Source organism: Clostridium pasteurianum BC1 (genome assembly GCF_000389635.1).
In the GTDB taxonomy this organism is placed as follows: domain Bacteria; phylum Bacillota; class Clostridia; order Clostridiales; family Clostridiaceae; genus Clostridium_I; species Clostridium_I pasteurianum_A.
Window position 1 is genome coordinate 1,807,182 of sequence record NC_021182.1, and the last position, 25,524, is coordinate 1,832,705.

The window sequence follows — 25,524 nt, forward strand, 5'->3', positions numbered from 1 at the left end:
AAATAAACATTAATTTACAGTTATTATTATATACTTTTTACTAAAAAAATCAAATAATGTTAATATAGTTTAATAATATATTAAACTTTATAAAATAGAAAATAATGGTTTTAGAAATTAAAACTTAGTGATATAATTGGTTTTGGATTGTTAAATAGCTATTATATAAAGGGAGAGATTATTTATGAAGAGTTTTTCTATGATTGAAATTGGTCAGGTTGGATGGATTGAAAAGGACAAACCAACGGCCGGGATTTTGGATGCAATTGTTCGACCACTTGCAGTTTCACCATGTACCTCAGATATTCATACTGCTTTTGAAGGTGGCCTTGGTGACAGGCATAATATGACATTAGGACATGAAGCCGTTGGTGAAATTGTTGAAGTTGGCAGTGAAGTCAAAGATTTTAAACCTGGTGATAGAGTCGTTGTTCCAGCCATTACACCTGACTGGAGATCAATAGAAGCCCAAGATGGATATCATCAACATTCAAACAAAATGTTATCTGGTTGGAAATTTTCTAATTTTAAAGATGGAGTATTTGCTGAATACTTTCATGTAAATGATGCTGATATGAATCTTGCAAAACTTCCAGAAGAAATTCCACTTACAACAGCTGTCATGATTACAGATATGATGACCACAGGATTCCACGGTGCAGAACTTGCCAATATTAAAATTGGTGCAAGCGTTGCAGTTATAGGCATCGGACCTGTTGGCCTTATGGCAGTTGCCGGGGCTTTTTTACGTGGAGCAGGCAGAATATTTGTAGTTGGTAGTAGACAAAATTGCATTGATGTTGCAAAATCTTTTGGAGCTACAGATGTTATAAATTATAAAAATGGTGATATTGCTGAACAAGTACTTAATGCAACAAATGGTAAAGGAGTAGATTCAGTTATTATTGCTGGGGCTGGTACTGAAATTATGAAGTCTGCTGTCAAAATGACAAAACCTGGTGGAACAATTTCAAATGTTAATTATTTTGGCGAAGGGGAAATAATTCCAATTCCACGTATAGAATGGGGATGTGGTATGGCTCATAAGCAGATAAGAGGTGGTTTGTGTCCTGGTGGAAGACTAAGAATGGAAAGACTTATTAACATAGTAAAATATGGACGAGTTAATCCAGGCAAGTTAGTTACTCATGTTTTTAATGGTTTTGGCAATATGGAAAAAGCATTACTTTTAATGAGAGAAAAACCGGCAGATTTAATTAAGCCAGTTGTTATTGTGGATTAAAAATAAATAAGCAAGGATCTAAGACTCACGATTCTAAAAATAATCTAGAACTAAAGCTCTTAAAGATGGGGTGTCTGTAGTAACGGAACAATAATAGCAATAGAAATTACATTATTTGCAAAACTGCCAATCCATTGATATAGAATGGTTACAAGTTCTTTTATCAAAAACCCTGGTTTATGATAACTTAAAATTTTTAGTTTTTAGGATTGTCAAAACACTTAGAAGTCATTATCAAAACTATTGTCAAAAACAAATTTACATAAACTTCCCTTTATGATAATATTATCACGAGCAGGAGGCTGTTTCAATGAATATTAATTATATTTACGGTTATGCCAGAATTAGCACGCAGCAATAAGATTTGATACGCCAATTGGATATGCTTAAAAAATATAACTGCAATGAAATCTTAACTGAAAAAATGTCTGGTATCAAAACTAATAGACCGGAGTTAATGAGATTAAAGGATAAAGTTAGAAATGGTGATACTTTAGTTATAGAGAGTTTTTCAAGATTAGGAGAAGTACAAAAGATCTTATAGCTCAAAGGACTAGGGAGGGACTTAAAAGTGCAAGAGCCCGAGGAAGAAAAGGGGGGCGCCCAAAAGTTAAAGATAGAAATATAGATAAAGTCTTGAAATTATATAATTCAAAAGAATACAGTATAAGCGAAATTGTAGAAATGTCTGGAATAAGCCAAGCAACCTTATATCGCTATATACAAAAGCAAGTGAATAGCTTGAAAAACGATCTTGATTCTTCCAGTGAGAAAATAGCTGAAGTCCGTATAAGTCTGAGAGTTGAAAATAATAATAAATTTGTACGTGGGAAGAAAAAAGTCAAAGAAAATATTGAAAAATACTTAAAGCATTATTATAATATGCAAGAATCTGGGTCCACGGATACTGACTATATAATTTTTGTGAAATATAAGAGCATTGATGATTTAAAAAATACGGTATATGAAATATTACGTGATTTAGATAGCGAAGCTTACCAGAAGAACTGCTTTACTGAAGGTGATGCCCATTGTGATGAACTTGGACTGACATGGTAATATAAGCACAATACATAAAACTCCCATTTTTTATATGCTTGGAATTTTATGTATTGTGTATTGCCGTTTTTGTTCCATTACTGCAGAGACCACAGAAATGCATATCTATGTCAGGTCTTTTACATCACTGCGTTTTCAATTTTACTTTTTACTTGTGTACTTGGTGACAGCTATGCTGGTAATTGACCATATAAAAGAAAAATAGAGTATACTGAAGGTGTATCCTATATGTGTATTTACGGTTATTGCTTCAATTGCACAATGTCAGTTGTCCTATCTTTTTTTAGCCAATCTTTTTCCTATAAAATCAAAGAAATTGCCTGCTATCTTCTTAATAAACCCTAACGAAGTATCATAATAATAATCAGACTCAAACCAGCCTTTTTCTTTAAAGTAGCGATAATCATAGTACTTCTTATTCAGAATCAGCATCATACTTGTACGAGTTAATCTAAAAACCATTAACTTGAAAAAGGAAGGAGGCGACGGCGCAGGACGCATAAGTTCTCTAAAAAATCTTACAGAAGTCTTTTTAATTTTCTTTGATATTTTTCTCTGTTCAAGCTCCGTTCTGGGCTCTAATGCTGTCAAACAGCATCCTTTAGTCACGCAAAATCCCCAATTTCCTCCTATTCTTTCCAGGTACTTCTCGATAGATACTCCTCCGAATATACCTTGGGTAACAATAGCCGTGAAGGTTTTGCCGAAAAAACGTGGCCGGTGTAAGGTAAATGCCAACCGGTCCATTAAGCACTTCATAAGCGCCGTTACCTGAAATGAATAATTGGGTGTAGCAAAAACTACCCCATCTGAATTATTCATTTTCTCGATCAATAAATCCCGGTCATCTTTCAAGGGACAATATTCTTCTCCTTTATTAAAACATAAATTACAACCTTTACAGTATTCAATATGATAGTCCTTAAGAAAAACATACTCAAACTCGATTTCTGCGTATGACTTTAAATTCTTTTCAAATTCTTGCACCGCTTGGTAAGTTGCCTGTTTTCGTTGGCTCCCGATAAATATAGTTACTTTTTTCATTTAAGCTCCCCCTAAATCAACTTTATTTATTACCAGTATCTATAACCTTACAGTGAGAAGTTCTCTATCATTTACGAATTAAAATATCGCATTATTTAGAAATGGTCAAACTTTATTCCTAAAATAAGTCAGCTATGGCCTACTTTAAGCGAGGAAATAATTTTAATGCATTATCCCGGTAAATAGCACAACGTTGTTCATCAGTAAGCAAATCAGTTTTATCTAAAGCAGCCGCTAAGGCAATGCATCCAACTTCCGGTGTATATGGATAATCGCTGCCATATAATAAATTATTAACATCAACAATTTGTAAAAGATCAGTTAATTGCCTAGGTAGACAAGCTCCGGCTATATCATAGTACAATCCTTTTAAAACATCAAATACATCTATTCTATCTTCTTCTTTTTTTATATTATCTCCAAATGAGTCAGGTGTAATTTGAAGAGCAGGAACAATTCTATCAGCTAGTATTGATAAAAATGCACCAGCATGCGGAATAACAAATTTAATATCCTGGAAACGCTTTAAGGTTCCTTTTAATATCATATTGATTACAGTGCGAGTAGTGTCAAAGAAAAATTCCATCATAGGAATAGGTAAACCTTCAACAACATTTTTAGGAACACTGCTAGGTTTATTTGGATGGAGAACTACTACAGCTTTATATCTATTTAACTCCTCAAATATAGGATCTAGGCAAGGATTTCCCAAATAAATTTCTTGTGTATTGGTAGGTAAAGCAAAACCATCAGCATGCAAGACATCCTTTGCATACTTAATTTCTTCTATACTGTCCTCCACATTAGGTAATGGTAAAGAAGCAAGCAAACCAAATTTATCAGGATATCTCTTCACAAGTTCTGCTGCGTCCTCATTAACTTTTCGAGCTAAGATTTTAGCGGCATTTTTATCACCAAAATTAATATGAGGAGATGATATAGATAACATTGAAGTTGAAATACCCAGGTGTTTCATTGCTTCTAAATGCATTTCCAGATTCCACTCAGGAGTTGGAAATCCATCTGGATTTTCTTCTCCACTATTTAATAAAGCTTCTCTATAAGTTTTAGGCAAATAATGTACATGCATATCTATTTTAGGTATGCTATTTCCTTTATAGTTTTTTATTAAATTTTCCATTTCTTTATTCATCATTTTTCTCCTTAACCGTTAATTATTGTATTGGGGTGATTTATTTAAATACAGTTACTTGCTATATAAAAAGTTCTTCACATAGATAAGTACACTAAGAATTAGAATATATTCAATACAAAACTTTAAGGCTTGCTTAAAGACTTTCCCTTCAGATTCTATCATGCCGATCCAAAAGTAGTTACATTGATATCCTGCGGAAATATCATTTTCTAAACGTAGCGCCTTATAAATTTGCAAATATGAGCCAATGCTGGTTTACAAGAATGGAAACAGCTATTGATTTAAGATGAATTTATTTACTAAAAACTTCGCTCAATTTTGTACATACTAAATCAAGAGCATCACGTGCTTCTTCCAGCGTCCTCTGCATATTAAAGAAACCGTGAATAATTCCATTATATCTCTTAAGACATACCTCAACCCCAGACTCAGATAAACGCTGTGCATAATGCTCGCCCTCATCTCTTAACGGGTCATATTCTGACGTAATAATGCATGCAGCAGGAAGACCTTCAAAATTATCTGCAAGCAATGGTGAAGCTAATGGATTTTTAGCCTCGCTTAAATCTCTTAAATACTGTTGAACGAACCATTCAATGCCTTTAGTTGTAAGCCTATATCCCTTAGCGTTTTCCACTCTGGATTTAGGCTTCGTTTGCCCAAGTAAATCTAACATCGCATTAATAATCACCTGATAAGTAATCGAGAATTCTTTCCTTTCCCTTGAAAGTTGGCAAATTACTGCACTAAGAGTTCCGCCTACACTATCACCTCCGATGGCAATTTTATCAGAATTTATATTTAGCTCTTTGGCATTTTGAAATATCCATTTTACAACTTGGTAACATTCTTCTACCGGCTCCGGAAATTTATGTTCTGGCGAAAGACCATAATCTATAGATATCACAGTGCAATTTATATTATTTGCTATTTTACGGCATATAGAATCGTAAACTTCAATATTTCCAAGTACAAATCCACCACCATGAATCCAAATAAATGCAGGATGGGTACCTTTGACTTCTGAATAATAAACTCTTATTGGGGTATCTCTTTTAGAAGTTTTAACGACACGGTTTACTACAGTACCAACCTCTAGCACATCTCCTTTAAAGTCATCCCAACTCTTACCATACCATTCTCTTAACTTATCAACTCCTAGAGAATACATGTTATCAAAATCTGTGTCTAATAATTTTTGAAATTTTGGATTTAACGGCATTATTAATTCCCTCTTTCATGTATATTTTATTGTTTATCTTTATTACTATCATCTATTTTATCTTCTAATAATTCATTAAAAACAGCATTTCCAGCTCTTTCTGCCATGGATTGCAGTCCTTTAAAAACAATATTTTTGGTTTCTTTATCCATTCCTTCTGTAAGAAAATCTATCCATTTTCTCAAAGATGAAAAAATCTGTTCTTTGTAATTTTTTCCTTTGTCAGTTAAATAAAGTTTTTTAGCTCTTTTATCTTCTTTAGAAACTTTTCTCACTAAAAATCCTTTTTTTTCAAGTGACTTTATAGACCTTGCAGTTGCTGCTTTATCAATTAATAGCATTGATGATAGCTCCTCTTGATTAATTCCTTCATTGTCATATAAATTCAGTAAAAAGATACATTCTGAAAAACTTATGTCTATGCTCTTATAAGCAATAGTCATATAATCTTGAGATTGTCTGTTCAATATTCCAACAAGTCTTGCAAAATTTATAAGTTTCATGTTTACCTCCTTAGTTGACACGCTCAACTAAATTATAGTCATAATAGTTGAACGTGTCAACTACTCTTGTAATAATATTTGTAAAGTATTACTTATAGTATTCGTCTAAAAACTCGTTCTCGTATACAAGGCAATTTTGTAATAAGGGGCTACCGTGTACTGCAAAGTAGATGGGATTAATTAGAATTATCAGAGAGTCCATGTTATGTACTGAAAATCAGTTACCATAATACTGTATTTGCCTTCTATGGTAAGTATAAAGAAAAAAGGCATTGCTGCCTTTTTTAGTTGATGAACAATATTTGAAAATTATGAATTAATATTTTTATGTTCAACATATTCAACTATAGTGCCATCTAAATGTTTTACAGTTAAATTCATTCCTGTTGGAACTTTCTTTAAGTCTCTAACGATTACAGCATCATTCTTTAATAAGAATTCTCTAAATTCAATGACAGAATCTACTAGAAAAGTTGCCTTTGTATCCTTAAAAGGTTTTAAAGCTTCATGATTACCGCCTAAAATTAAAATATTTCCTATTTGTGCTAATTCTAAATTCATTTCAGTATACTTAAATCTTAAATCACAATCTTGATTTAATAGTTTTTTATAAAATTCTATAGCTGTGTTTATATCATTTACATATAAACGTGTTAGTATTTTCTTTATTTCCACTGATTCACATCTCCTTTATTTATTAAATACTTCGCTTTGTTCTACCACTCCGACTCAACGGCTAAGGATATTATACTATTAAAGTTAATGTTTTGAATATTAGGTTGTTTTAAGTTTTCACATATTACATGTCAAAATTACTGGTTTTCTAATGCTACTTTGCACTTTATGTGATACTTATGCTGGTATTAGGCCATAAAGCTATAGAGCAATTAAGCCTAAAAAGAATACATTTTATAAATTAGTTAAACAGCTCCATCTTATCTAAATTTAAAATCCATTATGAACTCAAAGATTTAAATATATTTACACTATTATGGTAATAGAAGGGATTTAGTTGTAATTTCCTGTTCCATTACTACAGAGACCCCTTGTTTCGCAATTCAAAAATAGTCCGAACTAGATTCTAGGCGAATTTTCTAATAAATATCAATAACATGGTTATAACATAATTATAACTTAAAGAAGATTTATATTATACATTAAAAAATATATCTAGATAAATGTAATACAAAATATTTCATGTGAGTTTGCAAACAGTTTGAGAATATTTGCAAAAATTTAGAGACTCATTTGCAAATAGTTTGAGACTAAAAATGTACATTAATATTCATTTAAGTAATGAAAGAGTATCTGACACATTATCAAATTCTTGATAAAAATTTTCACTTGATAGCTTCTATAATAACTTTGTTATTGTATCTTTATATGGAGTACGTCAACATGGGATAATGGGAGCATTCGTGTCATGTACTGAAAAGTAAATGGATTATAATGTAAATATTATAATAAAATCCACACTAATAAATTTTAAAAATTAGTGTGGATTTATTTATACTTAGTGTTATGCTTGTACTGCGTTATTGTACATATCTATCGGAATCCTTTGATTCATATCTAAATCAGAATTTCCATATGGATTTACATGATTATAGATTAATGGAGTTAAAGCTCTAAAATCTTCTGGTGCCATCATATCGTACCATTTCTTTTCAGATAATACTTGTTGTATCATTAATGTATTTATATATACCAAACAATTTTGTACTAGATGAAGGCTTAATACTGAAAGCTCCTGATCCTCGATTCTATTTGTTGATATTTCACCACTCTTGCCGTAGAAAATAAATGAATTGGCTGAATTCCAGTTTTCAACAACATTGAGACCTTCATGTATCTCTATTCCCAATTCTTCTGAATTTAGGTATTCACAAAGGAATATAGTTTTTATAGCTTTCCCTAATTCAGCAAAGGCAAGGTATGTTGGATGCTTTAAATTATTTCTAGTAAATCGCTTTAATATCGCTACACGCCGAGATACGTGTAAAAACCGGTAATTTGATGGATATAATTTACAAACAGTAATTTTAAGTGTACTATACTTTATGTTTCAAAAAGTATACTTTTTGAAAGACCATTATAAGCATGCTTTTTATATGTCATATATATAACAAATTTATATTTGCAATGTTTCAATTAACTTGTATAGTTTTTGAAATAAATTTATAATTGTTATAAGACTATTACATAAGGAGTTTTTAAAATGAGAAGTTTTTTCTATGCACGGGTAAGTAGTAAAGATCAATCTTTAGAAAGGCAACTTGTTACAGCTAAAGAATTAGGAATAGAGAATGAATATATTTTTATTGAAAAGGCAAGTGGTAAAGATTTTAAAAGACCGGAATATCAATTAATGAAGCGCATGCTTAGGGAAGAAGATATTTTGTATATTAAATCTCTAGATCGATTGGGCAGAAATAAACAAATGATATTAGATGAATGGCGAGAACTTACAAGAGATAAAAAAATAAATATAGTTGTTTGGGACATGCCTTTATTAGATACAAGAAAATATAAGGATATGAACGGATTAGAAAATTTAATTTCTGATTTAATTTTACAACTTCTAAGTTATATGGCAGAAGATGAACGTAAAAGAATAAAAGAAAGACAGGAAGAAGGTATTAAAGCTGCTATTAAAAAAGGTGTTAAGTTAGGAAGAAGAAAAACACCAATAGATGAAAACTTTAAAACGGTTTATGCTCGATGGAAGCGAGGTGAAATAACTGCAGTAGAGGCTATGGAGCTTGTCTCAATGAAAAGTAATACTTTCTATAGAAGAGTTAAGGAATATGAAGTGATTAAATAAATATATATATGGCTAAAAAGTAATTATTTTGAAGGAAATAATTGTGATTTGTAGAATAATGTTATAAAGGTATGTAATTTTAAAAATTGTAGATTATGTCTATAATGCAAAGTGGGTGATTATTTGATATCATTGGATTTATTTGATAATGCTGATATGACGGACATTGATAGAAATATAACAAAATATGTCAATAGTAATGTAGCGTGCATTATTAGAGTTTTACTAGATTTTTTAGAAGATAATAATGGATTTACACCAGAGGATTTTTTGCCATATAATAACTTAAGAATTGATAATAGCACATGGACTGAAATGGTTTATGATCTGTATGATATTATCCGTTCAGATGTAATTAGAGAGTGGATTAAGCCTAAATATGAATATTTACTCTATGTAATACTTCAATGGTGGGATGATTGTAATGACAGTTGGGATGATCTTCTTCCAAATAAACTTGATAACAGTTTAGTAGCTAAAATTCAAGTTGAGTATGCGTTAGAAGATGAACATACCTATGTACTAAACGCAATTACTGATTTTGATGAATATTATTATATTCTTTTTGCAGACCATGATTTTTTGCCAGAGAATTTAGAACGATTAATAACAATATACTTAAGGAATCCAAAATTATTTAAAGTATTTTTTGCTGATGTAGATCTGAATGAATATCACGATTTGATGCCCAAAGATTTACAAGAGCAATTCGATGAAGTAAATTATAAGACTGTGGAACTAACTAAAAATAATCTTTCTGAGCCAAGTCTATTAAAAGATTTATTATTTTGTTGTGAAAGATTGCAGGCAAATCACTCATATAAAGAATCACCTGAAGATGATATGAATGATTTTATTAGAGATTTACTCACAGCTATGGGATACGATTTAAGAGATCAAACAAGACAAGGATCATCGCCTGGTGGTAAACAAGCAGGAGAAGTTGACCTGTTAATCAAAGTGGAAAAACTTCCATATTCAATAATAGAGTCTTTAAAATTATCAAGTGTAAACGAAACGTATATTTCCGAACATATTGATAAGATATACAAATATGATACGTTAGGCAATTCTTGCAACTTTATTATTTCATATGTGAAGATAAAAGGCTTTTTGCAATTTTGGGAAAGATATACTCTATATACCAAATTTTATAAATATCCTTTTGAATTAACCCAATTTACTGTGTGTCAAAACAAACAATATTCCGAATTAAAATTGGCGGTAGCAGAACTAAAACGTAATGATACTATAACAAAACTTTATCATATAGCTATACACATTCCAAGCTAATAGTAGATTATGGTACATGAATTGCTCATTATGTTTATAATTGGACATGTTGTAAGAATTGCCATTACACTAATAATCGGAAGTTTGGAGTTTTTGTAGTTAATAGCAATAATGGGAAGTAGCAATTAATTTAGAAATAAACTTTAGATGGAGGTGTTCATTATGAAAATAGAAGAACTTAGAGATGATATAGGTAAGTGTAAATTTTATATACAAAATTACGATGTAAATTCATGTCCGTTTTTTGACGACTATTTTGCAAATAATGCTTTTTACAATACTATGAAGGAGATTGAACTACTAGAAAATATACAAAATATTATAAAAACTCCTAATTCAAGAAATGCAATAGCACAGTGGTTTATAGCAATAGAATCGTATATATCTTCTATCTTAAAAATTGCTTGTATAAAAAAAACTGAATATGATTTTAATGTATTAAAGAAAAAGCAATTAAAAGAAAGAATATCTAAACTAATTGAATTGCTTGGTTTTGATAAGGATGAAATTTATAAGAATAATATAAATATAAATAAATTAAATGAGTTTTGTTGTTTTAGAAATGAATTATTTCATGACAGATATAACAATAATGAGCAAATTTATAAACATACGAAATTTTCGAATAATGTATATATGTTAAATCAAGTGGATGTTATTCAAGCTCTTATAATATCGTTGGAAATATTAAATCTTTTCAGGTTTTGCTTTGTAAATTTAGATCTTATGCCAAGTATAGTGATATCATTGGGAGATACATTTATATATGAAAAACTTGATGTATTATATAAGAAGTTAATTTTACCATGCTGGTTAGATGTTTTAGATAAACACAAATTAACTTCAGATATAGAAACAACATTAAAGGTTACTTATTTGCCAATTACAAATGCGTTTGATTCTTCTGACATATCTTTAATTATTAAAGCAAATAGTGAAATAAACTATGGATTTGAATTAAATAGAACCTCTATATGCAAAAATAGATTTGAAAGATTAAAAGAAAAATATCATATTGATGAAGGCTCATTTCAAATACCAAATTATTCACGAAATGAATATTAAATAGTCGAAATACTCATTAAATCTAGCACTGACAGGGCAATTTAAACTGAAATTAATGAGTATAATTGAGTTGTATATTTATCCATATAAACAGTGATATAAACTAATAAATCTGAACTTCCTATTATGTTTAAAAAGAGAAGTTAACAATAAAGAGTATGATCTAGATGAAATTTATGTCCATGACGACAATATAACCTTCTAAAGGTTTCATTCTTTGATGAAAGATAAGCATATTTATAAGAAAGAGGTAAAAATAGTATGAATGTGTTCAACAATTCTGAAGTGAGAAATGATGCACAAGTTAAATGTCGAATACTAAAAAACATATTCGTTGGATTTCTGATAATAATCATGAGTGGTTTATTTGTTATTTTTTTAAAGATAACATTAAATAAAATACTTTGGATAAATTTAATATCTTTTTTTAGCGAAATTACATTACCACAATGGTATATAAAAAATCGCATAGTATTTTTATGTGTACCTATATTCTTAATGAGCATGATAACTTTATATAATATTTATTATAAATTTATTGGGAAAATGGATATCATGAGAAATCTAAGTAGTATCTTTGATGGATTATTAAAAGGTATTTTTTCAGTAATTATAGGTGTCCTTTTAAATTTTCTAAACATAAAAATAATAGATAATAATAGAATACTAATATTTTTAATACTGTCTTTAGGGTTTCTGATTTTAGTATACTTATTTATTTATACATTTATTTATTATTTTTCATTAGAGAGATTTATAGTAGAGATAATAAAATATTGTATATATGAAACTATGTTAATTATTATACTTTTGGCTACTATCTCAAAACTCGAGTTATTAGAGTCTATTTCCGGAATTATGTACATATGTCTCTTATCAGTATTCTCTAAATGGATAGAGAATAAAAGTATTTCAGTATATAGGGTTAGAAATATATTTGCAAAATTGAGAAGAAAACAAAAAAATACATTAAATATTGATGGTGATGAGAAGAAAGATTTTAAAATGGCAGATAACCCTATCGAAAAAGAGAGTGAGCTTTTTCCTTCTAGAAAAAGGCAGTTGGACTATTTCTTATCTGAGATGAAAAATAAAAAAGATGAACCATTTTCTGTTGCGATAAGTGGGGTATGGGGAGCAGGAAAGACAAGTTTTATAAATGCATTTAAAGATAAAATGAATAAGGATAACTTCATATATATTGAACCTAAAATAGAAAACAAGCCAATAAAAATGTTAGAGGATCTAACTACCCAATTTTATGCAGTATTCAATAAGAAAGGTATATACACAGGAAAGGGGAGCACCTTAAGAAATTACTTTAATACTATTTTTAGAATACTTGGCAGAAAAGACTTTAATTTTATCACAGACATATTTTCAGATTTAACAAAAGAGAATAATTATGGATATTTGCATGTGAAAGAAAAATTAAATACTGATTTATTAAAGTTAATAGAAAGAGATAGTAATAATTATAACCGTTTCTATATTATAGTTGACGATTTGGATAGAAGTGATGACGAAGTAAAATTGAATACCCTAAGTTTTATAAAGGAAATTGTAAATTTGAAGGGTTGTACTGTAATATTTTTAGTAGATTATGAAAAGTTACAATCAGATACCATTACCAATGAGTTTTTAGATAAGTTCATAAATGATAGGTATGAACTTGGAAATATAAATTTAAACGAGATTGTCGAATATTTTTACACATGTGGATTGTATTTAAATGAATCATTCTTTTTGAACAAAAGCAATAAAATTAAAACAATAGCAACTAATCTTAAAAACGATATAATTAAATTTTTTACTGGTATTACTGAAGAGCTAGAAAATTTTATTTACAAATATAAGGAAATAGAGGAAGATGGTACAGAGGAAAAACAAGCATATTACAAGCAACTACTTAGAGAACAACAAAATTTATTATTAGGTTTATGTAATCCAAGAAAAGTAAAAAAGTTTTACAGGGAACTTGAAAGAATACTTACATTGTTCGAAATAAGATGGTTTTCTGACGAGGAATCTTTAAATAATGAGTTGTCAAATTCTAAATGGGATGAGATTGCTTTTAATATATGCTTTATTAAAATCTTCTATGAGAAAGAATTTGATAAACTCGTTAAGAGTAATAATATAGATATATATATTGATAACAATAAAAATTTCGTTACACAAATTTTACTTAAACAAAATTTGTCAATACCAGATAACGAGAAACATATATATAATATGATCTTATATAAGCTATTTTTAGAGCGGAATCCTGTTGAAATTAAAACTGAGAATCAAAAAATTCGAGATGAATTAAGAAATAATGAGTTAAAAGAAAGTAATATTTCGAAATACTTACAGGAGGTTATCCTGAAATACAATTACAATAATAGATATGAAGACTTTAAAAAGATAGTATCTTATGTAAGCACAATAAAGGACAAAGATATAGTACAGCAATATATAGTAGAAATTTTTAAACAAATAGAAGATGCATCAAGATTTAATAGGACAGGCCTGCTGTTATTGTATATCAAGCATACTATTAAAACTTTTATAGACGATATTTCAAACTTTAATGGTAAAATAAAATCTCAGTTTGTGTATCTAATGGAGCACATCCAAAATAACTTTATTTGGGGCTTGAGTGGCAGTTTGACAATTATAATTCAAACAACAAATTTAAAAGATTTTAGCTATAACTATGTCAAGAATAAGTATGTTAAACAAATGAATAACATAGAAGATTTCTATAATGTTTTATACAATGTAAATGAAGAAATAAAGATATATAGTTTTAACCATAATGAAGTGAAAGTTTTGGAAATAGAAGCCTTCTTAAAAAAAATAAAAGATTATTTGTATGGAAATAAAAATCTGAAAAATATAAATAATTTAATACAAGATTATTTTAAGGAAGTTGAAGAATCAATAGAACTTATAAAATATATTAATTTATTTAATGTATCAAGTATAGGAAATACTACAAAATCATTTCATTTTGATCCTGAATTTAATTTCAAAGGCTTAGATAATTTGGAAAACGAAGTTAAAGATGCATTACACAAAATATCTGTATATATTAAAGATAAGGATAATATTGAGGAACAAGATGATGTTTATAAATATTTTGCAAGTTTATGTCAAGTGGTTGAAGATGTATATACTATTGAAAATGTAAAATTGTTTGAAAAATATGATATCTATAGAGAATTAGACAAAATATATGAGGAAGTAGTACTGAATTTTAATAATGAAATACCTAAGTATATGTCGTGGCTGAAATATACTAAACTTAGAATAGAGAGGATAAAACAACTCTATCCATTTCATAAGGGGGAGGATTAGTTTTGTAATAAAAAAAGATAGAGCTGGTTATAAGTAGTCTTTATGAGATTCTATAAAAACTTTCTTAGCCAGTTGCTGTGACGGAAAAGGTAGTGTCATACCAGTAAAAATAGGATAATAATGTTTTTTAATTCCAATTATTCATAAACAATATATTAAAAAATTTATTAATCTGAATGATTAAATTTATGTGAAACATAGCTTTCTCAACAAATTAAGTAATGTATTAGAGAGAAGAAGGAAATGAATCAGTGGGAAAATATCTATAAAGATTGGAAATCTGATAATATAACAGCAGTAAAAGCTATAAAAATGCTCAATTTGAAAAAAAGTCCATTTTATAAACTTATAAAGCAATATGAGAATACATTTATGGAGGCAGACAACTAATGATTACAGGAGAATTAAGAAATAAAGTAGATAAAATATGGGAAACCTTCTGGACAGGAGGAATAACTAATCCCTTAGAAGTTATAGAACAGTTTACATATCTTTTATTTATAAAGGGATTAGATGATAAGGAAACAACAAAAGAAAATGAAGCATCATTTTTAGGGATAGAATTTCAGGGAATGTTTCCAAGTGATAAACAGCAATTAAGATGGAGTAAATTTAAGGATCTTGAAGCTGGTGAAATGTATAAAGTGATGCAAGAAGAAGTATTTCCATTTATAAAGAATCTTCATGGAAAAGATGATTCAGCATACGCAAAATATATGGGAGATGCCATATTTAAAATACCAACACCATTAATGCTTTCAAAAATAGTAGATGGAATTAATAATATAGATATGGAAGGAAGAGATACAAAGGGAGACCTTTATGAATATCTACTTTCAAAGGTTGCTACAGCAGGAACAAATGGACAGTTTAGAACACCAAGACACATAATTGATATGATGGTAAAGCTTGTAAAGCCAAAGCCTGAAGATATTATAGCAGATCCAGCAGCAGGTTCAGCAGGATTCTTAGTATCTGCACAACAATATCTAAGAGATAACCATGCTGATTTATTTTTAGTGCAAGGTTTAAAAGAACATTTTAATAATGATATGTTTTCTGGTTTTGATATGGATAGAACCATGCTTAGAATTGGTGCCATGAACATGATGCTTCATGGGGTTAATAATCCCAATATTGAATATAAGGATTCACTTTCAGAGGTAAATATAGATAAAGATAAATTTACATTAGTATTAGCAAATCCTCCTTTTAAGGGAAGTCTAGACTATGAAGCTGTATCAGCAGATTTATTAAAAGTGACTAAAACAAAGAAAACAGAGATTTTATTCTTAGCATTATTTTTAAGAATCTTAAAAAATGGTGGAAGATGTGCTTCTATTGTACCTGATGGAGTTTTATTTGGAAGTACTGGAGGTCATAAATCCATAAGACAAGAAATAGTTGATAATCATAAATTAGAGGTTATTATATCAATGCCAAGTGGAGTATTTAAGCCATATGCAGGGGTTTCTACAGCAATTATGATATTCACTAAAACAGGTAGTGGTGGAACAGATAAAGTATGGTTCTATGATATGAAGGCAGATGGCTATAGCCTAGATGATAAAAGAAATCCTACTGAAGATAATGATATAAATGATATTATTGAAAGATTTAATAATTTAGATAAAGAAATAGATAGAAAGAGAACAGAACAATCCTTTTTTGTTCCAGTAGAAGAAATAAGAGATAATAGCTATGATCTTTCTATTAATAAGTATAAAGAAATAGAGTATGAGGAAGTTGTTTATGATGCTCCTAGTATTATTTTAGATAGGGTTAGGAAACTTGAAAAAGAAATACTACAAGGAATTGAGCAATTGGAGGAAACATTAAGTGAATAAATATAAACTTATGAATTTGGGTAGTATTTGTGAATTTATTAATGGTGACAGGGGTAAAAATTATCCATCAGGAAATGATTTTATAAATAGTGGAATTCCTTTTATAAATGCTGGACACATAAAGGATAACAAAATTAATTTTGAAAATATGAATTATATAAGTGAAGAAAAATTTCAGACTTTAGGTTCTGGAAAAGTGAAGAAAAATGATATTTTATTTTGTTTAAGAGGTTCACTAGGAAAACTTGCTATAGCAGATATTAATAATGGCGCAATTGCATCTTCTCTAGTTATTATAAGGCCTAAAAAAAATGTTATTAACTCTCAGTACTTAATGCATTATCTTAAATCTAAGGAAATTTATGAACAGATATTAAAAGCTAATAATGGTAGTTCACAACCAAATTTATCGGCGAATAGTGTGAAGGAGTTTAAATTATATATTCCTGACTATGAGATCCAAATAAAAATATCGAAAGTTTTAAATAAAGCCCAAGAATTAATAGGCAAAAGAAAAACTCAAATAGAAGCTTTAGATGAATTAGTCAAATCGAGATTTATCGAGATGTTTGGGGATCCAGTTAAAAATACTATGGATTGGAATATGAAACCTTTAGCTGAAGTTGGAAGTATAGGAAGAGGTGTATCTAAGCATAGACCAAGAAATGCTCCAGAGTTACTAGGAGGGGATTATCCATTAATTCAAACAGGCGATGTGGCTAATGCAGGCTTATATATAAAAGATTATAAGGCAACATATTCGGAGTTAGGATTAAAGCAAAGTAAAATGTGGGGAAAAGGGACTTTATGTATTACTATTGCAGCTAATATAGCTAAGACTGGAATTTTAACATTTGATGCATGTTTTCCAGATAGTGTAGTAGGATTTATAGCTGGAGATAAAACAAATAATATTTTTATGTATTATTGGTTTAGTTCATTTCAAAAATTATTGGAAGAGCAAGCACCAGAGTCAGCACAGAAAAATATTAACTTAAAAATATTAAGTGATTTAAAAGTAATTGTTCCACCAATAGAGCTTCAAAATCAATTTTTTGACTTCGTTAACCAAGTCGACAAATTGGAATTTGAAATGCAGAAAAGCTTAACTCAATTAGAAGATAATTTTAATTCACTAATGCAAAAAGCATTTAAAGGAGAACTATTTAATTAAAATAAAAGGGGATGAGTGCTTGTATGGGTAAATTTTTTGATTATGTTGAGAAATTACCAGTATTATTTAAACAATTAGTGGAATCACCAAGTTATAATATTGATAATCTTACTGAAGGGAAAATTAAAGAAATATTAAGGGAAAGTTCACCAGTAAAAGGTGTTTATCTAATGTATGATAAAGAAATTCCTATGTATGTGAGTAGGTCAAAAACATTGGCACAAAAGATTGGCACTGATGAGAGAGCATTAGGAGAAATTCAAGCTACGGTTTCTAAGAAAATAATGAAAGACGAGAATAATGATTTTTCAACAATGAAAGAGGCAAGAAGTTATTTATTCGATAACTATAGAGTAGAATTCATAAAAGTAGATGACGAGATATTAAGATCCATGTTAGTTATTTATGTGGCAACAGAGTTAAAAACACCTTTTAATAGCTTTATGGAAACTTAATTGATAAATATTTAAAGTGGTTTTTAGGGGGATGAATATGTCAGGTAACTTTAATTTTTTAACTGAGAAAGAAATTTTTAAAAACTTCACAGCAGCATGTTTAGAAGCTGAAAAAAGTATATTAGTAAGTCCGGCTACTTGTGCTATTTTAACACGAAGGGCTTTGGAGTTATCTGTAAAATGGTTATATAGCTTTGATGAAGATTTGAAATTGCCTTATCAAGATAATTTGTCAAGTTTAATACATGACAATAGCTTTATTATCCTTGTAGATTCAAAGATGTTAAGGTTACTAAAATACATAGTTAGTCTTGGCAATGTAGCTGTTCATACAAATTCTAATATTAAGCGTGAAGAAGCAATTCTTGCACTACATAATTTACATCAGTTTATTTCATGGATTGATTATTGCTATGCTGATGAATACACAGCAGGAGAGTTTAATGAAGATATTCTATTACAAGGTGAAGAAAAGAGAACGAGACCAGAGGAGCTTAAAGATCTTTATGAGAAACTAAGCTCAAAGGATAAAAAGCTTGACGAAATAATAAAACAAAATGAAGAACTTAGAAAAGAATTAACAGAGAAGAGAAAGTCTAACACTGAAAGTTATGATTTTAGTATAGATGATATAAGCGAATTCGAAACAAGAAAACGATACATTGATGTTGAGCTTAAACTTGCAGGTTGGAATTTTGGTAAGGATATTGGAGAAGAAGTAGAAGTTACAGGAATGCCTAATGATAGTGGAGCAGGGAAGGTTGATTATGTATTATATGGTGCCAATGGTAAACCTATAGCTGTTGTTGAAGCTAAAAGAAGCAGCAAAGATCCAAAGGTAGGTCAGCAGCAGGCAAAGCTTTATGCAGATTGCTTAGAAAAGAAGTTTACTCAAAAACCAATAATATTCTTCACCAATGGTTTTGAAACTTATTTGTGGGATGATTTTAATGGTTACTCTGAAAGAAGGGTTTATGGCTTCTTTAAAAAGGAAGAGCTTCAATTATTAATAGACAGAAGGAGTAGCAGAAAATCATTTAATAATCTTGAAATAAAGGATAGTATAACAAATAGATATTATCAAAAGGAAGCAATTATTTCTGTATGTGAAGCTTTAGAAAATAAACAAAGAAAAATGCTTTTAGTTAAGGCTACTGGTACTGGTAAAACAAGAACAGCTATATCAATAGTAGATGTTTTAACAAGACATAATTATGTTAAAAATACATTATTTTTAGCAGATAGAAAAGCTTTAGTGAAGCAAGCTAAAAATAACTTTTCAAAGTTATTACCGGACTTAGCACTTTGTAATCTACTGGACAATAAGGATAATCCAGAGGAGTCTAGAATGATATTTTCCACCTATCCAACAATGATGAATGCAATAGATGATACAAAGAGCAAAGATGGGAAAAGATTATTTACTCCAGGACATTTTGATTTAATAATTGTAGATGAATCTCATAGAAGTATTTATAAAAAATTTAGAGCTATATTTGATTATTTTGATGCTTATCTTTTAGGATTAACTGCAACGCCAAAGGATGAGATTGATAAAAATACTTATAGTATATTTGACTTGGAAAGTGGAGCACCAACCTATGCTTATGAATTAGAAAAGGCAGTAAAAGATGGATTCCTTGTAAGCTATGAAACTTTAGAATATGAGTCCAAGCTAATGAAGGATGGCATAAAATATGATGATTTATCTGATGAGGATAAGGAAGCCTATGAAGATACCTTTGATGATGATGAAAATATAGGAGAAGAGATTTCAAGCGCCGCAATTAATGAATGGTTATTTAATGATAATACTATTGACTTAGTTTTAAATATGTTAATGGAAAATGGACTTAAAATTGAAGGTGGAGATAAGTTAGGAAAAACAATAATTTTTGCAAAGAACAATAGACATGCAAAAGCTATTGTTGATAGGTTTAATAAAATATATCCTGAGTTAGGTAGTGGTTTCTGTAAGGAAATTGATTATTCAATTAATTATGTAGATACCTTAATAGATGATTTCTCAGATAAAAAGAAAATGCCTCAAATTGCAGTTTCCGTAGATATGCTTGATACAGGGATAGATATTCCAGAGATATTAAATCTAGTCTTCTTTAAAAAGGTGAGATCTAAGTCTAAGTTCTGGCAAATGATTGGTAGAGGTACTAGACTTTGTCCTGACCTTTTAGGTATAGGAATGGATAAAGAAAAATTCTTAGTATTTGACTTCTGTAATAATTTTGATTTTTTTAGAGTAAATCCTAAAGGCTTTGAAGGATCTGTTGGAAAAAGCCTTACAGAAAAAATTTTTAATTTAAAGCTAGATTTTATAAAGGAGCTTCAAGACTTAAAATACCAAGATGATGAATATAAAACTTTAAGAGATGCTTTGGTGGAGCAAGCTACACTAAATATTAATACATTAAATGAAGATAATTTTAGAGTAAGAATGGAGCTAAAATTTGTACATAAATATAAAGAAGCTAGTGAATGGGCTGCTCTTGGTACCTTAAGTGTAAATGAAATTAAGGAACACATTTCTTCATTAATAATGCCTTTAAATGATGATGAATTTGCAAAAAGATTTGATGTAACAATGTTTACAATACAGCTTGCAAAGCTTCAAAATGGAAATGCAACAAAACCTATTAAAAGTGTAATCCAAACTGCAGAGGAACTTTCAAAGCTTGGAACAATTCCTGAGGTACAATCTCAAAAGTATATTATAGAGAAAGTTAAAACAGATGAATTTTGGGAGTCAGCAGATATTTTTGAATTAGATACTGTAAGAGAAGCTTTAAGGGAACTATTGAAGTATCTCCAAAAAGAAACTCAGAAGATATATACTACACACTTTGAGGATTTAATTGTTAGAGAAGATAGAGGTGTAGCTTTTTATAACGCTAATGATCTTAAAAACTATAGAAAAAAGGTTGAGTTCTATCTTAAGGAGCATAAGGATGAACTAGCTATTTTCAAACTTAGAAATAATAAAAAGCTCACAAAACAGGATTTAAAAGCATTAGAAAATTTGATGTGGAAAGAACTAGGTTCTCCTGCTGATTATGAAAAAGAATTTGGTGACATGCCAGTTAACAAATTAGTTAGAAAAATAGTAGGATTAGATAGACAAGCAGCTAATGAAGCTTTCTCACAATTTTTAAATAATGAAAACCTAAATATAAAACAGATGCATTTCGTAAAGCTAATTGTTGATTATGTAGTAGTTAATGGATTTATTGAGGATAACAGAGTTCTTATAGAAGATCCATTCAGAAGTGTGGGCACTATAACAGAGTTATTTAAAGATAATATGGATGAGGCAAGAAAAATTATGGGCATTGTATCTAACATTAAGATAAATGCTGAGGAAGTAGGATAGGAGAATAGTTGTTAGTTCTTTGTGAATTCTCAAAAGGATGGAAGAAAGAATTAAATTTAATAAGCTGGAATGACAAAGAAGCTAAGTATGATATTAGGTATTAGGCAACTGAACATGAGAAAATTGGTAAAGGAGTTACTTTAACAGTAGAATAATTGAATAAGCTCAAAGATATACTCAATGAGATGAATTTATAATTAGTTTAAAGCACTAGGTACAGCAGTATTTGGTGTTTTTTAATTTCCAAGTTTACAGTTAATAAAGATATGATTTAATTGTTTCAAAAAACTATAATTAAATGATACATATAAAAATAAAGATAAAAAGAGAGATAAATGTTGATAATTCGTTGTAAAAGTGTGTTATGTGGTTTGATAGGTTTATTGATACACTATATAATAAAACCATGATAAATGAATTCATGGGGAGCGGTTAATATGAAAATATTTGCTTATATAAGAGTATCAACTAAGGAACAGAATACAGATAGGCAACATGAAGCTTTAAGGGAATATGAAGGTACAAATAAAATTAAATTTAATGCAGTATTTGAGGATAAAGCAAGTGGAAAGGATTTTGATAGACCACAATATAAAGTTTTAAAAGAAATAATAAAGCCTGGTGATATCTTAGTAATAAAAGAACTTGATAGATTAGGCCGTAACTTCATGGATACACCTAAGGAATTGCAATACTTTTTTGAAAGGAATATTAAGGTTAAAATATTGGATACACCTCTAATAGATACTGGTGATGATAAATTAGATTATACTATAAATAATATGCTTATTGGATTCCTCTCATATATAGCTGATAAGGAAAGAGAAAAAATACAGAGCAGAGTAAAAGAAGGATTGAAAGCTGCAAAAGATAATGGTGTTAAGTTGGGTAGACCAGAAAGAACAATTCCAGATAACTTTGAGAAGTATTATAAGAGATGGAAAATCAAAGAGATAACAGCTATTGAGTTTGCAAAGTTATTAGGTATAAGCAGATCTACTCTTTACAGATATATTAAAGAATATGATATTTAAGTCTATATAATGAAAATTTCATAGGCAACTTACAAAATATTATATTTTTATCCATGTATTGTAGAATTATTAATAATTTGTTACAATTGTATCAAATTATTAATGATTTAGGGGTGAGCTTATGAAAAAAATATTAAATTTTATACCTGGTTTCAGGACAAGCACTAAGTGGAAAATGATTGTGTCCTGTATTTATTACTTACTAACTTTAATAATGCTGGCAGGAGGATTGGGAACTTTTATAATTTTTTTGTCATTACCTTTTATATTCTTCTATGGTATTAAAGCTTTTAAATTTAGAAGAAGAGAACCTATCATAATACTTGTTTCAGCTATTATAGTATTCTTTATTGGATGTGGTGCACTACCTAAGAATAATACAGCAAATTCTAATAAAAACGTATCTCAAGTATATGCAAAGTCCAGTGAAAATAAGACTGATGAGGCTATTAATTCAGCCAATACTACAAATAACACTGCTACAAATAACGCCAATGTACTTTCACAGAATTCAAGTTCTAATACAACTACAGTACAGACGAATTCTGCAGCAGCACCTAGTACAAATCAACAACCGGAGAAGAAACAGGAACCAGCTCCAGCACCTGCACCAAAACAAGTTGCAACCACAGTGCCCGCTCCTGTTCCAACGCCTGCACCACCACAAAATGTTTCAATATCTGCGAGTGTAAGTGATCCAACACCTCATACTAATGAAAGAGTAACAATCAATGTAAAAGGACCAGCAGGAGGTACCGGAACTGTAACATGTAATTATAAAACAACAAGTTCTCCAAAACCTATAACAATAGGCTCTGATGGAAATGGAGCGGTTGTCTTTGATATAAGCAGAGCAACTAAAGGATATCCAGTAGATGTAGAGGTTAATATAAATTCTAATGGACAATCAGTAGATGCCCAAACATCTTTTACACCTAGATGATCAAATTTTATCAAATATTATAATTTTATCTAAAAATCAACATAAGTATGATTATAGATAAGCAATATGAAAACTTAATTTAAATATTAATAAAACAGAGTATTTTCAATAGTTTATTTTTATTCTGTTTAATATTTTTCTTCTTATCTGTTTGATTAACACATTTTTGTGTTGATTAACATAATATGTACTGGGAATTTTAAAAACACCAACAGATTAAAGGAGAGATGCTTGTATGATTTATTGCAAGGAACCAGAATTAACTGGACGTATCGTTTTACCAAAGGACCCACAATACAACATCGACCGCAGAGATTTCAATACTTTCTTTAATAGATTTCCATTAGTAATCGTTTATGCACAAAAAACTCAGGACGTAGTCAACGCCATACACTGGGCTCGTTATAGGGACGTGCCACTCCGCATTCGCTCCGGTGGCCACAACTACGAAGGATTGTCAGTTGTAGACGCTGGCATCGTAATCGACGTTAGTGATATGAATAAGGTAGTGGAAGTTGATCATAAGCGTAACACCGTCACTGTGCAAACTGGCATACGGAACATTGCTTTATACAATGCGTTATGGTCCGAAGGTTTGGTAGTGCCGAGTGGAGTTTGTCCAACCCCTGGTATTGGTGGTGTTACTTTGGGTGGCGGACACAGTATTCTATCCCGTCCGTGGGGGTTGACTCTTGATAATCTGCTGGAACTGGAAATGGTCAATGCTGAAGGCCGCGTGATCCATGCTAGTGACGATCATCGCTCTGATTTGTTTTGGGCATCACGAGGAGGAGGAGGAGGTAACTTTGGCGTCTGCACTTCTTTTAAGTTTCGAACACACCACATTGATACTGTCGGCTTTGTTGAAATCAGTTGGGATGATTTACAAGACCTTGGGTCGGTGCTAAAAATTTGGCAGAACTATACTACCCCTGATGCTGATGAACGTTTGACTCCTACTCTTTTGGTATCTTCAGGATTGCAGCCAGCGATATTAATGCAGGGAGTATTCCTTGGTTCGGCTAAAGAGTTGGAACGCTTAATGCAGCCTTTGCTTCATGCTGGTTCACCACAAAATGTGACTATTGAAGAGATACCTTGGATTGATGCTGCCACTCGAATAGCAGCTGCTCAACCGGGAACTCCATTACCTTTCAAGAGTGTAGGTCCTTATCTCTATCATTTGCTACCAGACAAGGGTATTTCTACGATCAAACGCTTTATTAACGAGGCACCAACTTCACCGTCAACTGTTTTTTTCCATGGTTTGGGCGGAGCAGTGGCAAAAGTGTCGAGTACAGCTACGGCATACTTCCAGCGTAAAGCTTTGTCGAACATGTCAATCTTTACTACTTGGGATAAGCCAGAAGATGCTGCATTGGGTTTTAACTGGGTGGAGGATTTCTACAGAGCTATGATCCCATTTACCCGTTACGTTTATGTGAATACGCAAGACCTCTCAATCAAAAACTGGCCAGATGCTTACTATGGTAACAACTTCAAACGCTTAAAAAGGATAAAGGCTAAATATGATCCGAAGAACTTTTTCAAATTTCCACAGAGCATCCCGCCTGCTTAGTATCTTACTACGAAGTTATGATTAAAATGTAATAAAAAGTTGTTACAAGAAGTCCGCAAAATAATATAAACAAATTTAGGAAAATATCCTTACAAAGTTTTTATTAGTATAAAAAATTAATTGGACATTTAGTATCTGTGGGTATGACTATAAGCTTTGTCCTTAGGCTTATAGATTTAGATAAGGTTTTGGTAGATGTATAGGCTGTCATATCCACTAATTTGTGATAATTTACTAGCCTGTATGAATTTATATAGTAATTATGCCGTTGTATAGTAAAAAATGTTCGGAATGAGATTTTCTCTAAATAAAAAGATTTAATAAAAAAAGGAGTAACTTTCGATTACGCCTTT

At 30.1% G+C, this 25,524-nt stretch carries 20 protein-coding genes and 2 pseudogenes; 16 read left to right on the top strand and 6 right to left on the bottom strand.

Features of this window, described 5'->3' with window-relative positions:
- The first annotated feature begins 184 nt into the window (after positions 1 to 184).
- The 3 genes from CLOPA_RS08400 to CLOPA_RS26020 all read left to right on the top strand — a co-directional run bounded on the left by CLOPA_RS08400 (position 185) and on the right by CLOPA_RS26020 (position 2,302).
- On the top strand, positions 185 to 1,243 hold the full coding sequence (locus CLOPA_RS08400; protein WP_015615003.1) for an NAD(P)-dependent alcohol dehydrogenase: 1,059 nt from the start codon (positions 185 to 187) through the stop codon (positions 1,241 to 1,243).
- Positions 1,244 to 1,625: 382 nt separating this feature from the next.
- Positions 1,626 to 1,787, top strand: a complete 162-nt coding sequence (locus CLOPA_RS26010; RefSeq protein WP_242834283.1) for a recombinase family protein — start codon at positions 1,626 to 1,628, stop codon at positions 1,785 to 1,787.
- 188 nt (positions 1,788 to 1,975) lie between these two features.
- Complete coding sequence (locus tag CLOPA_RS26020) at positions 1,976 to 2,302, top strand: hypothetical protein (RefSeq protein ID WP_242834352.1); 327 nt, start codon at positions 1,976 to 1,978, stop codon at positions 2,300 to 2,302.
- A gap of 273 nt (positions 2,303 to 2,575) precedes the next feature.
- Here CLOPA_RS26020 and CLOPA_RS08415 read toward each other — a convergent pair whose 3' ends face one another.
- From CLOPA_RS08415 to CLOPA_RS08440, 6 genes and pseudogenes are all read right to left on the bottom strand, one after another.
- Positions 2,576 to 3,346 (bottom strand): flavodoxin family protein, encoded by a 771-nt coding sequence (locus tag CLOPA_RS08415; protein ID WP_015615004.1) that lies wholly within the window; start codon positions 3,344 to 3,346, stop codon positions 2,576 to 2,578.
- Positions 3,347 to 3,485: 139 nt separating this feature from the next.
- Complete coding sequence (locus tag CLOPA_RS08420; protein ID WP_242834284.1) at positions 3,486 to 4,487, bottom strand: amidohydrolase family protein; 1,002 nt, start codon at positions 4,485 to 4,487, stop codon at positions 3,486 to 3,488.
- A 307-nt stretch (positions 4,488 to 4,794) separates the two neighbouring features.
- Positions 4,795 to 5,724: an alpha/beta hydrolase gene (locus tag CLOPA_RS08425; protein ID WP_015615006.1), complete on the bottom strand. Its 930-nt coding sequence runs from the start codon at positions 5,722 to 5,724 to the stop codon at positions 4,795 to 4,797.
- Between the two features lie 26 nt (positions 5,725 to 5,750).
- Positions 5,751 to 6,227, bottom strand: a complete 477-nt coding sequence (locus CLOPA_RS08430) for a MarR family winged helix-turn-helix transcriptional regulator (RefSeq protein ID WP_015615007.1) — start codon at positions 6,225 to 6,227, stop codon at positions 5,751 to 5,753.
- A 309-nt stretch (positions 6,228 to 6,536) separates the two neighbouring features.
- Positions 6,537 to 6,902, bottom strand: a complete 366-nt coding sequence (locus tag CLOPA_RS08435) for a VOC family protein (protein ID WP_015615008.1) — start codon at positions 6,900 to 6,902, stop codon at positions 6,537 to 6,539.
- A gap of 844 nt (positions 6,903 to 7,746) precedes the next feature.
- A pseudogene (locus tag CLOPA_RS08440) lies at positions 7,747 to 8,211 on the bottom strand (Tn3 family transposase); the annotation flags it as partial.
- 234 nt (positions 8,212 to 8,445) lie between these two features.
- On the opposite strand from CLOPA_RS08440, the gene CLOPA_RS08445 reads away from it, so the two are divergent.
- The 13 genes and pseudogenes from CLOPA_RS08445 to CLOPA_RS08500 all read left to right on the top strand — a co-directional run bounded on the left by CLOPA_RS08445 (position 8,446) and on the right by CLOPA_RS08500 (position 25,171).
- The gene (locus tag CLOPA_RS08445; protein ID WP_015615009.1) at positions 8,446 to 9,051 is read left to right on the top strand and encodes a recombinase family protein; all 606 of its coding nucleotides are present in this window, start codon (positions 8,446 to 8,448) and stop codon (positions 9,049 to 9,051) included.
- A gap of 111 nt (positions 9,052 to 9,162) precedes the next feature.
- Positions 9,163 to 10,344, top strand: coding sequence for a hypothetical protein (locus CLOPA_RS23660; protein WP_015615010.1), 1,182 nt, complete (start codon positions 9,163 to 9,165; stop codon positions 10,342 to 10,344).
- A 162-nt stretch (positions 10,345 to 10,506) separates the two neighbouring features.
- Positions 10,507 to 11,409, top strand: coding sequence for a hypothetical protein (locus CLOPA_RS08455; RefSeq protein ID WP_015615011.1), 903 nt, complete (start codon positions 10,507 to 10,509; stop codon positions 11,407 to 11,409).
- A 945-nt stretch (positions 11,410 to 12,354) separates the two neighbouring features.
- Positions 12,355 to 14,754 carry a P-loop NTPase fold protein gene (locus tag CLOPA_RS08460; RefSeq protein WP_172638604.1) on the top strand — a complete coding sequence of 800 codons (2,400 nt, stop codon included), beginning with the start codon at positions 12,355 to 12,357 and terminating at the stop codon, positions 14,752 to 14,754.
- 243 nt (positions 14,755 to 14,997) lie between these two features.
- Positions 14,998 to 15,144 (top strand): hypothetical protein, encoded by a 147-nt coding sequence (locus CLOPA_RS24950; RefSeq protein ID WP_207637904.1) that lies wholly within the window; start codon positions 14,998 to 15,000, stop codon positions 15,142 to 15,144.
- Positions 15,144 to 16,601 (top strand): type I restriction-modification system subunit M, encoded by a 1,458-nt coding sequence (locus CLOPA_RS08465; RefSeq protein WP_015615013.1) that lies wholly within the window; start codon positions 15,144 to 15,146, stop codon positions 16,599 to 16,601. Before CLOPA_RS24950 ends, CLOPA_RS08465 begins: the two co-directional genes overlap by 1 nt.
- The gene (locus CLOPA_RS08470) at positions 16,594 to 17,775 is read left to right on the top strand and encodes a restriction endonuclease subunit S (RefSeq protein ID WP_015615014.1); all 1,182 of its coding nucleotides are present in this window, start codon (positions 16,594 to 16,596) and stop codon (positions 17,773 to 17,775) included. The genes CLOPA_RS08465 and CLOPA_RS08470 overlap by 8 nt, the downstream gene beginning before the upstream one ends.
- A 23-nt stretch (positions 17,776 to 17,798) precedes the next feature.
- Positions 17,799 to 18,230, top strand: coding sequence for a hypothetical protein (locus tag CLOPA_RS08475; RefSeq protein ID WP_015615015.1), 432 nt, complete (start codon positions 17,799 to 17,801; stop codon positions 18,228 to 18,230).
- Between the two features lie 37 nt (positions 18,231 to 18,267).
- Positions 18,268 to 21,615, top strand: a complete 3,348-nt coding sequence (locus CLOPA_RS08480) for a DEAD/DEAH box helicase family protein (RefSeq protein ID WP_015615016.1) — start codon at positions 18,268 to 18,270, stop codon at positions 21,613 to 21,615.
- Positions 21,616 to 21,623: 8 nt separating this feature from the next.
- A pseudogene (locus CLOPA_RS26025) lies at positions 21,624 to 21,770 on the top strand (PC4/YdbC family ssDNA-binding protein).
- A gap of 282 nt (positions 21,771 to 22,052) precedes the next feature.
- The gene (locus CLOPA_RS08490) at positions 22,053 to 22,649 is read left to right on the top strand and encodes a recombinase family protein (RefSeq protein ID WP_015615017.1); all 597 of its coding nucleotides are present in this window, start codon (positions 22,053 to 22,055) and stop codon (positions 22,647 to 22,649) included.
- Between the two features lie 121 nt (positions 22,650 to 22,770).
- On the top strand, positions 22,771 to 23,592 hold the full coding sequence (locus CLOPA_RS26460; RefSeq protein ID WP_015615018.1) for a hypothetical protein: 822 nt from the start codon (positions 22,771 to 22,773) through the stop codon (positions 23,590 to 23,592).
- Positions 23,593 to 23,827: 235 nt separating this feature from the next.
- Positions 23,828 to 25,171 carry an FAD-binding oxidoreductase gene (locus tag CLOPA_RS08500; RefSeq protein WP_015615019.1) on the top strand — a complete coding sequence of 448 codons (1,344 nt, stop codon included), beginning with the start codon at positions 23,828 to 23,830 and terminating at the stop codon, positions 25,169 to 25,171.
- Positions 25,172 to 25,524 lie beyond the last annotated feature (353 nt).

What these genes read in the sequence shown, in the direction of transcription:
- CLOPA_RS08400 (WP_015615003.1), top strand. Translation starts at nt 185, where the DNA reads ATGAAGAGTTTTTCTATGATTGAAATTGGTCAGGTTGGATGGATTGAA.
- CLOPA_RS26010 (WP_242834283.1), top strand. Translation starts at nt 1,626, where the DNA reads ATGCTTAAAAAATATAACTGCAATGAAATCTTAACTGAAAAAATGTCT.
- CLOPA_RS08415 (WP_015615004.1), bottom strand. Translation starts at nt 3,346, where the DNA reads ATGAAAAAAGTAACTATATTTATCGGGAGCCAACGAAAACAGGCAACT.
- CLOPA_RS08420 (WP_242834284.1), bottom strand. Translation starts at nt 4,487, where the DNA reads ATGGAAAATTTAATAAAAAACTATAAAGGAAATAGCATACCTAAAATA.
- CLOPA_RS08425 (WP_015615006.1), bottom strand. Translation starts at nt 5,724, where the DNA reads ATGCCGTTAAATCCAAAATTTCAAAAATTATTAGACACAGATTTTGAT.
- CLOPA_RS08430 (WP_015615007.1), bottom strand. Translation starts at nt 6,227, where the DNA reads ATGAAACTTATAAATTTTGCAAGACTTGTTGGAATATTGAACAGACAA.
- CLOPA_RS08445 (WP_015615009.1), top strand. Translation starts at nt 8,446, where the DNA reads ATGAGAAGTTTTTTCTATGCACGGGTAAGTAGTAAAGATCAATCTTTA.
- CLOPA_RS08455 (WP_015615011.1), top strand. Translation starts at nt 10,507, where the DNA reads ATGAAAATAGAAGAACTTAGAGATGATATAGGTAAGTGTAAATTTTAT.
- CLOPA_RS24950 (WP_207637904.1), top strand. Translation starts at nt 14,998, where the DNA reads ATGAATCAGTGGGAAAATATCTATAAAGATTGGAAATCTGATAATATA.
- CLOPA_RS08465 (WP_015615013.1), top strand. Translation starts at nt 15,144, where the DNA reads ATGATTACAGGAGAATTAAGAAATAAAGTAGATAAAATATGGGAAACC.
- CLOPA_RS08475 (WP_015615015.1), top strand. Translation starts at nt 17,799, where the DNA reads ATGGGTAAATTTTTTGATTATGTTGAGAAATTACCAGTATTATTTAAA.
- CLOPA_RS08480 (WP_015615016.1), top strand. Translation starts at nt 18,268, where the DNA reads ATGTCAGGTAACTTTAATTTTTTAACTGAGAAAGAAATTTTTAAAAAC.
- CLOPA_RS08490 (WP_015615017.1), top strand. Translation starts at nt 22,053, where the DNA reads ATGAAAATATTTGCTTATATAAGAGTATCAACTAAGGAACAGAATACA.
- CLOPA_RS26460 (WP_015615018.1), top strand. Translation starts at nt 22,771, where the DNA reads ATGAAAAAAATATTAAATTTTATACCTGGTTTCAGGACAAGCACTAAG.
- CLOPA_RS08500 (WP_015615019.1), top strand. Translation starts at nt 23,828, where the DNA reads ATGATTTATTGCAAGGAACCAGAATTAACTGGACGTATCGTTTTACCA.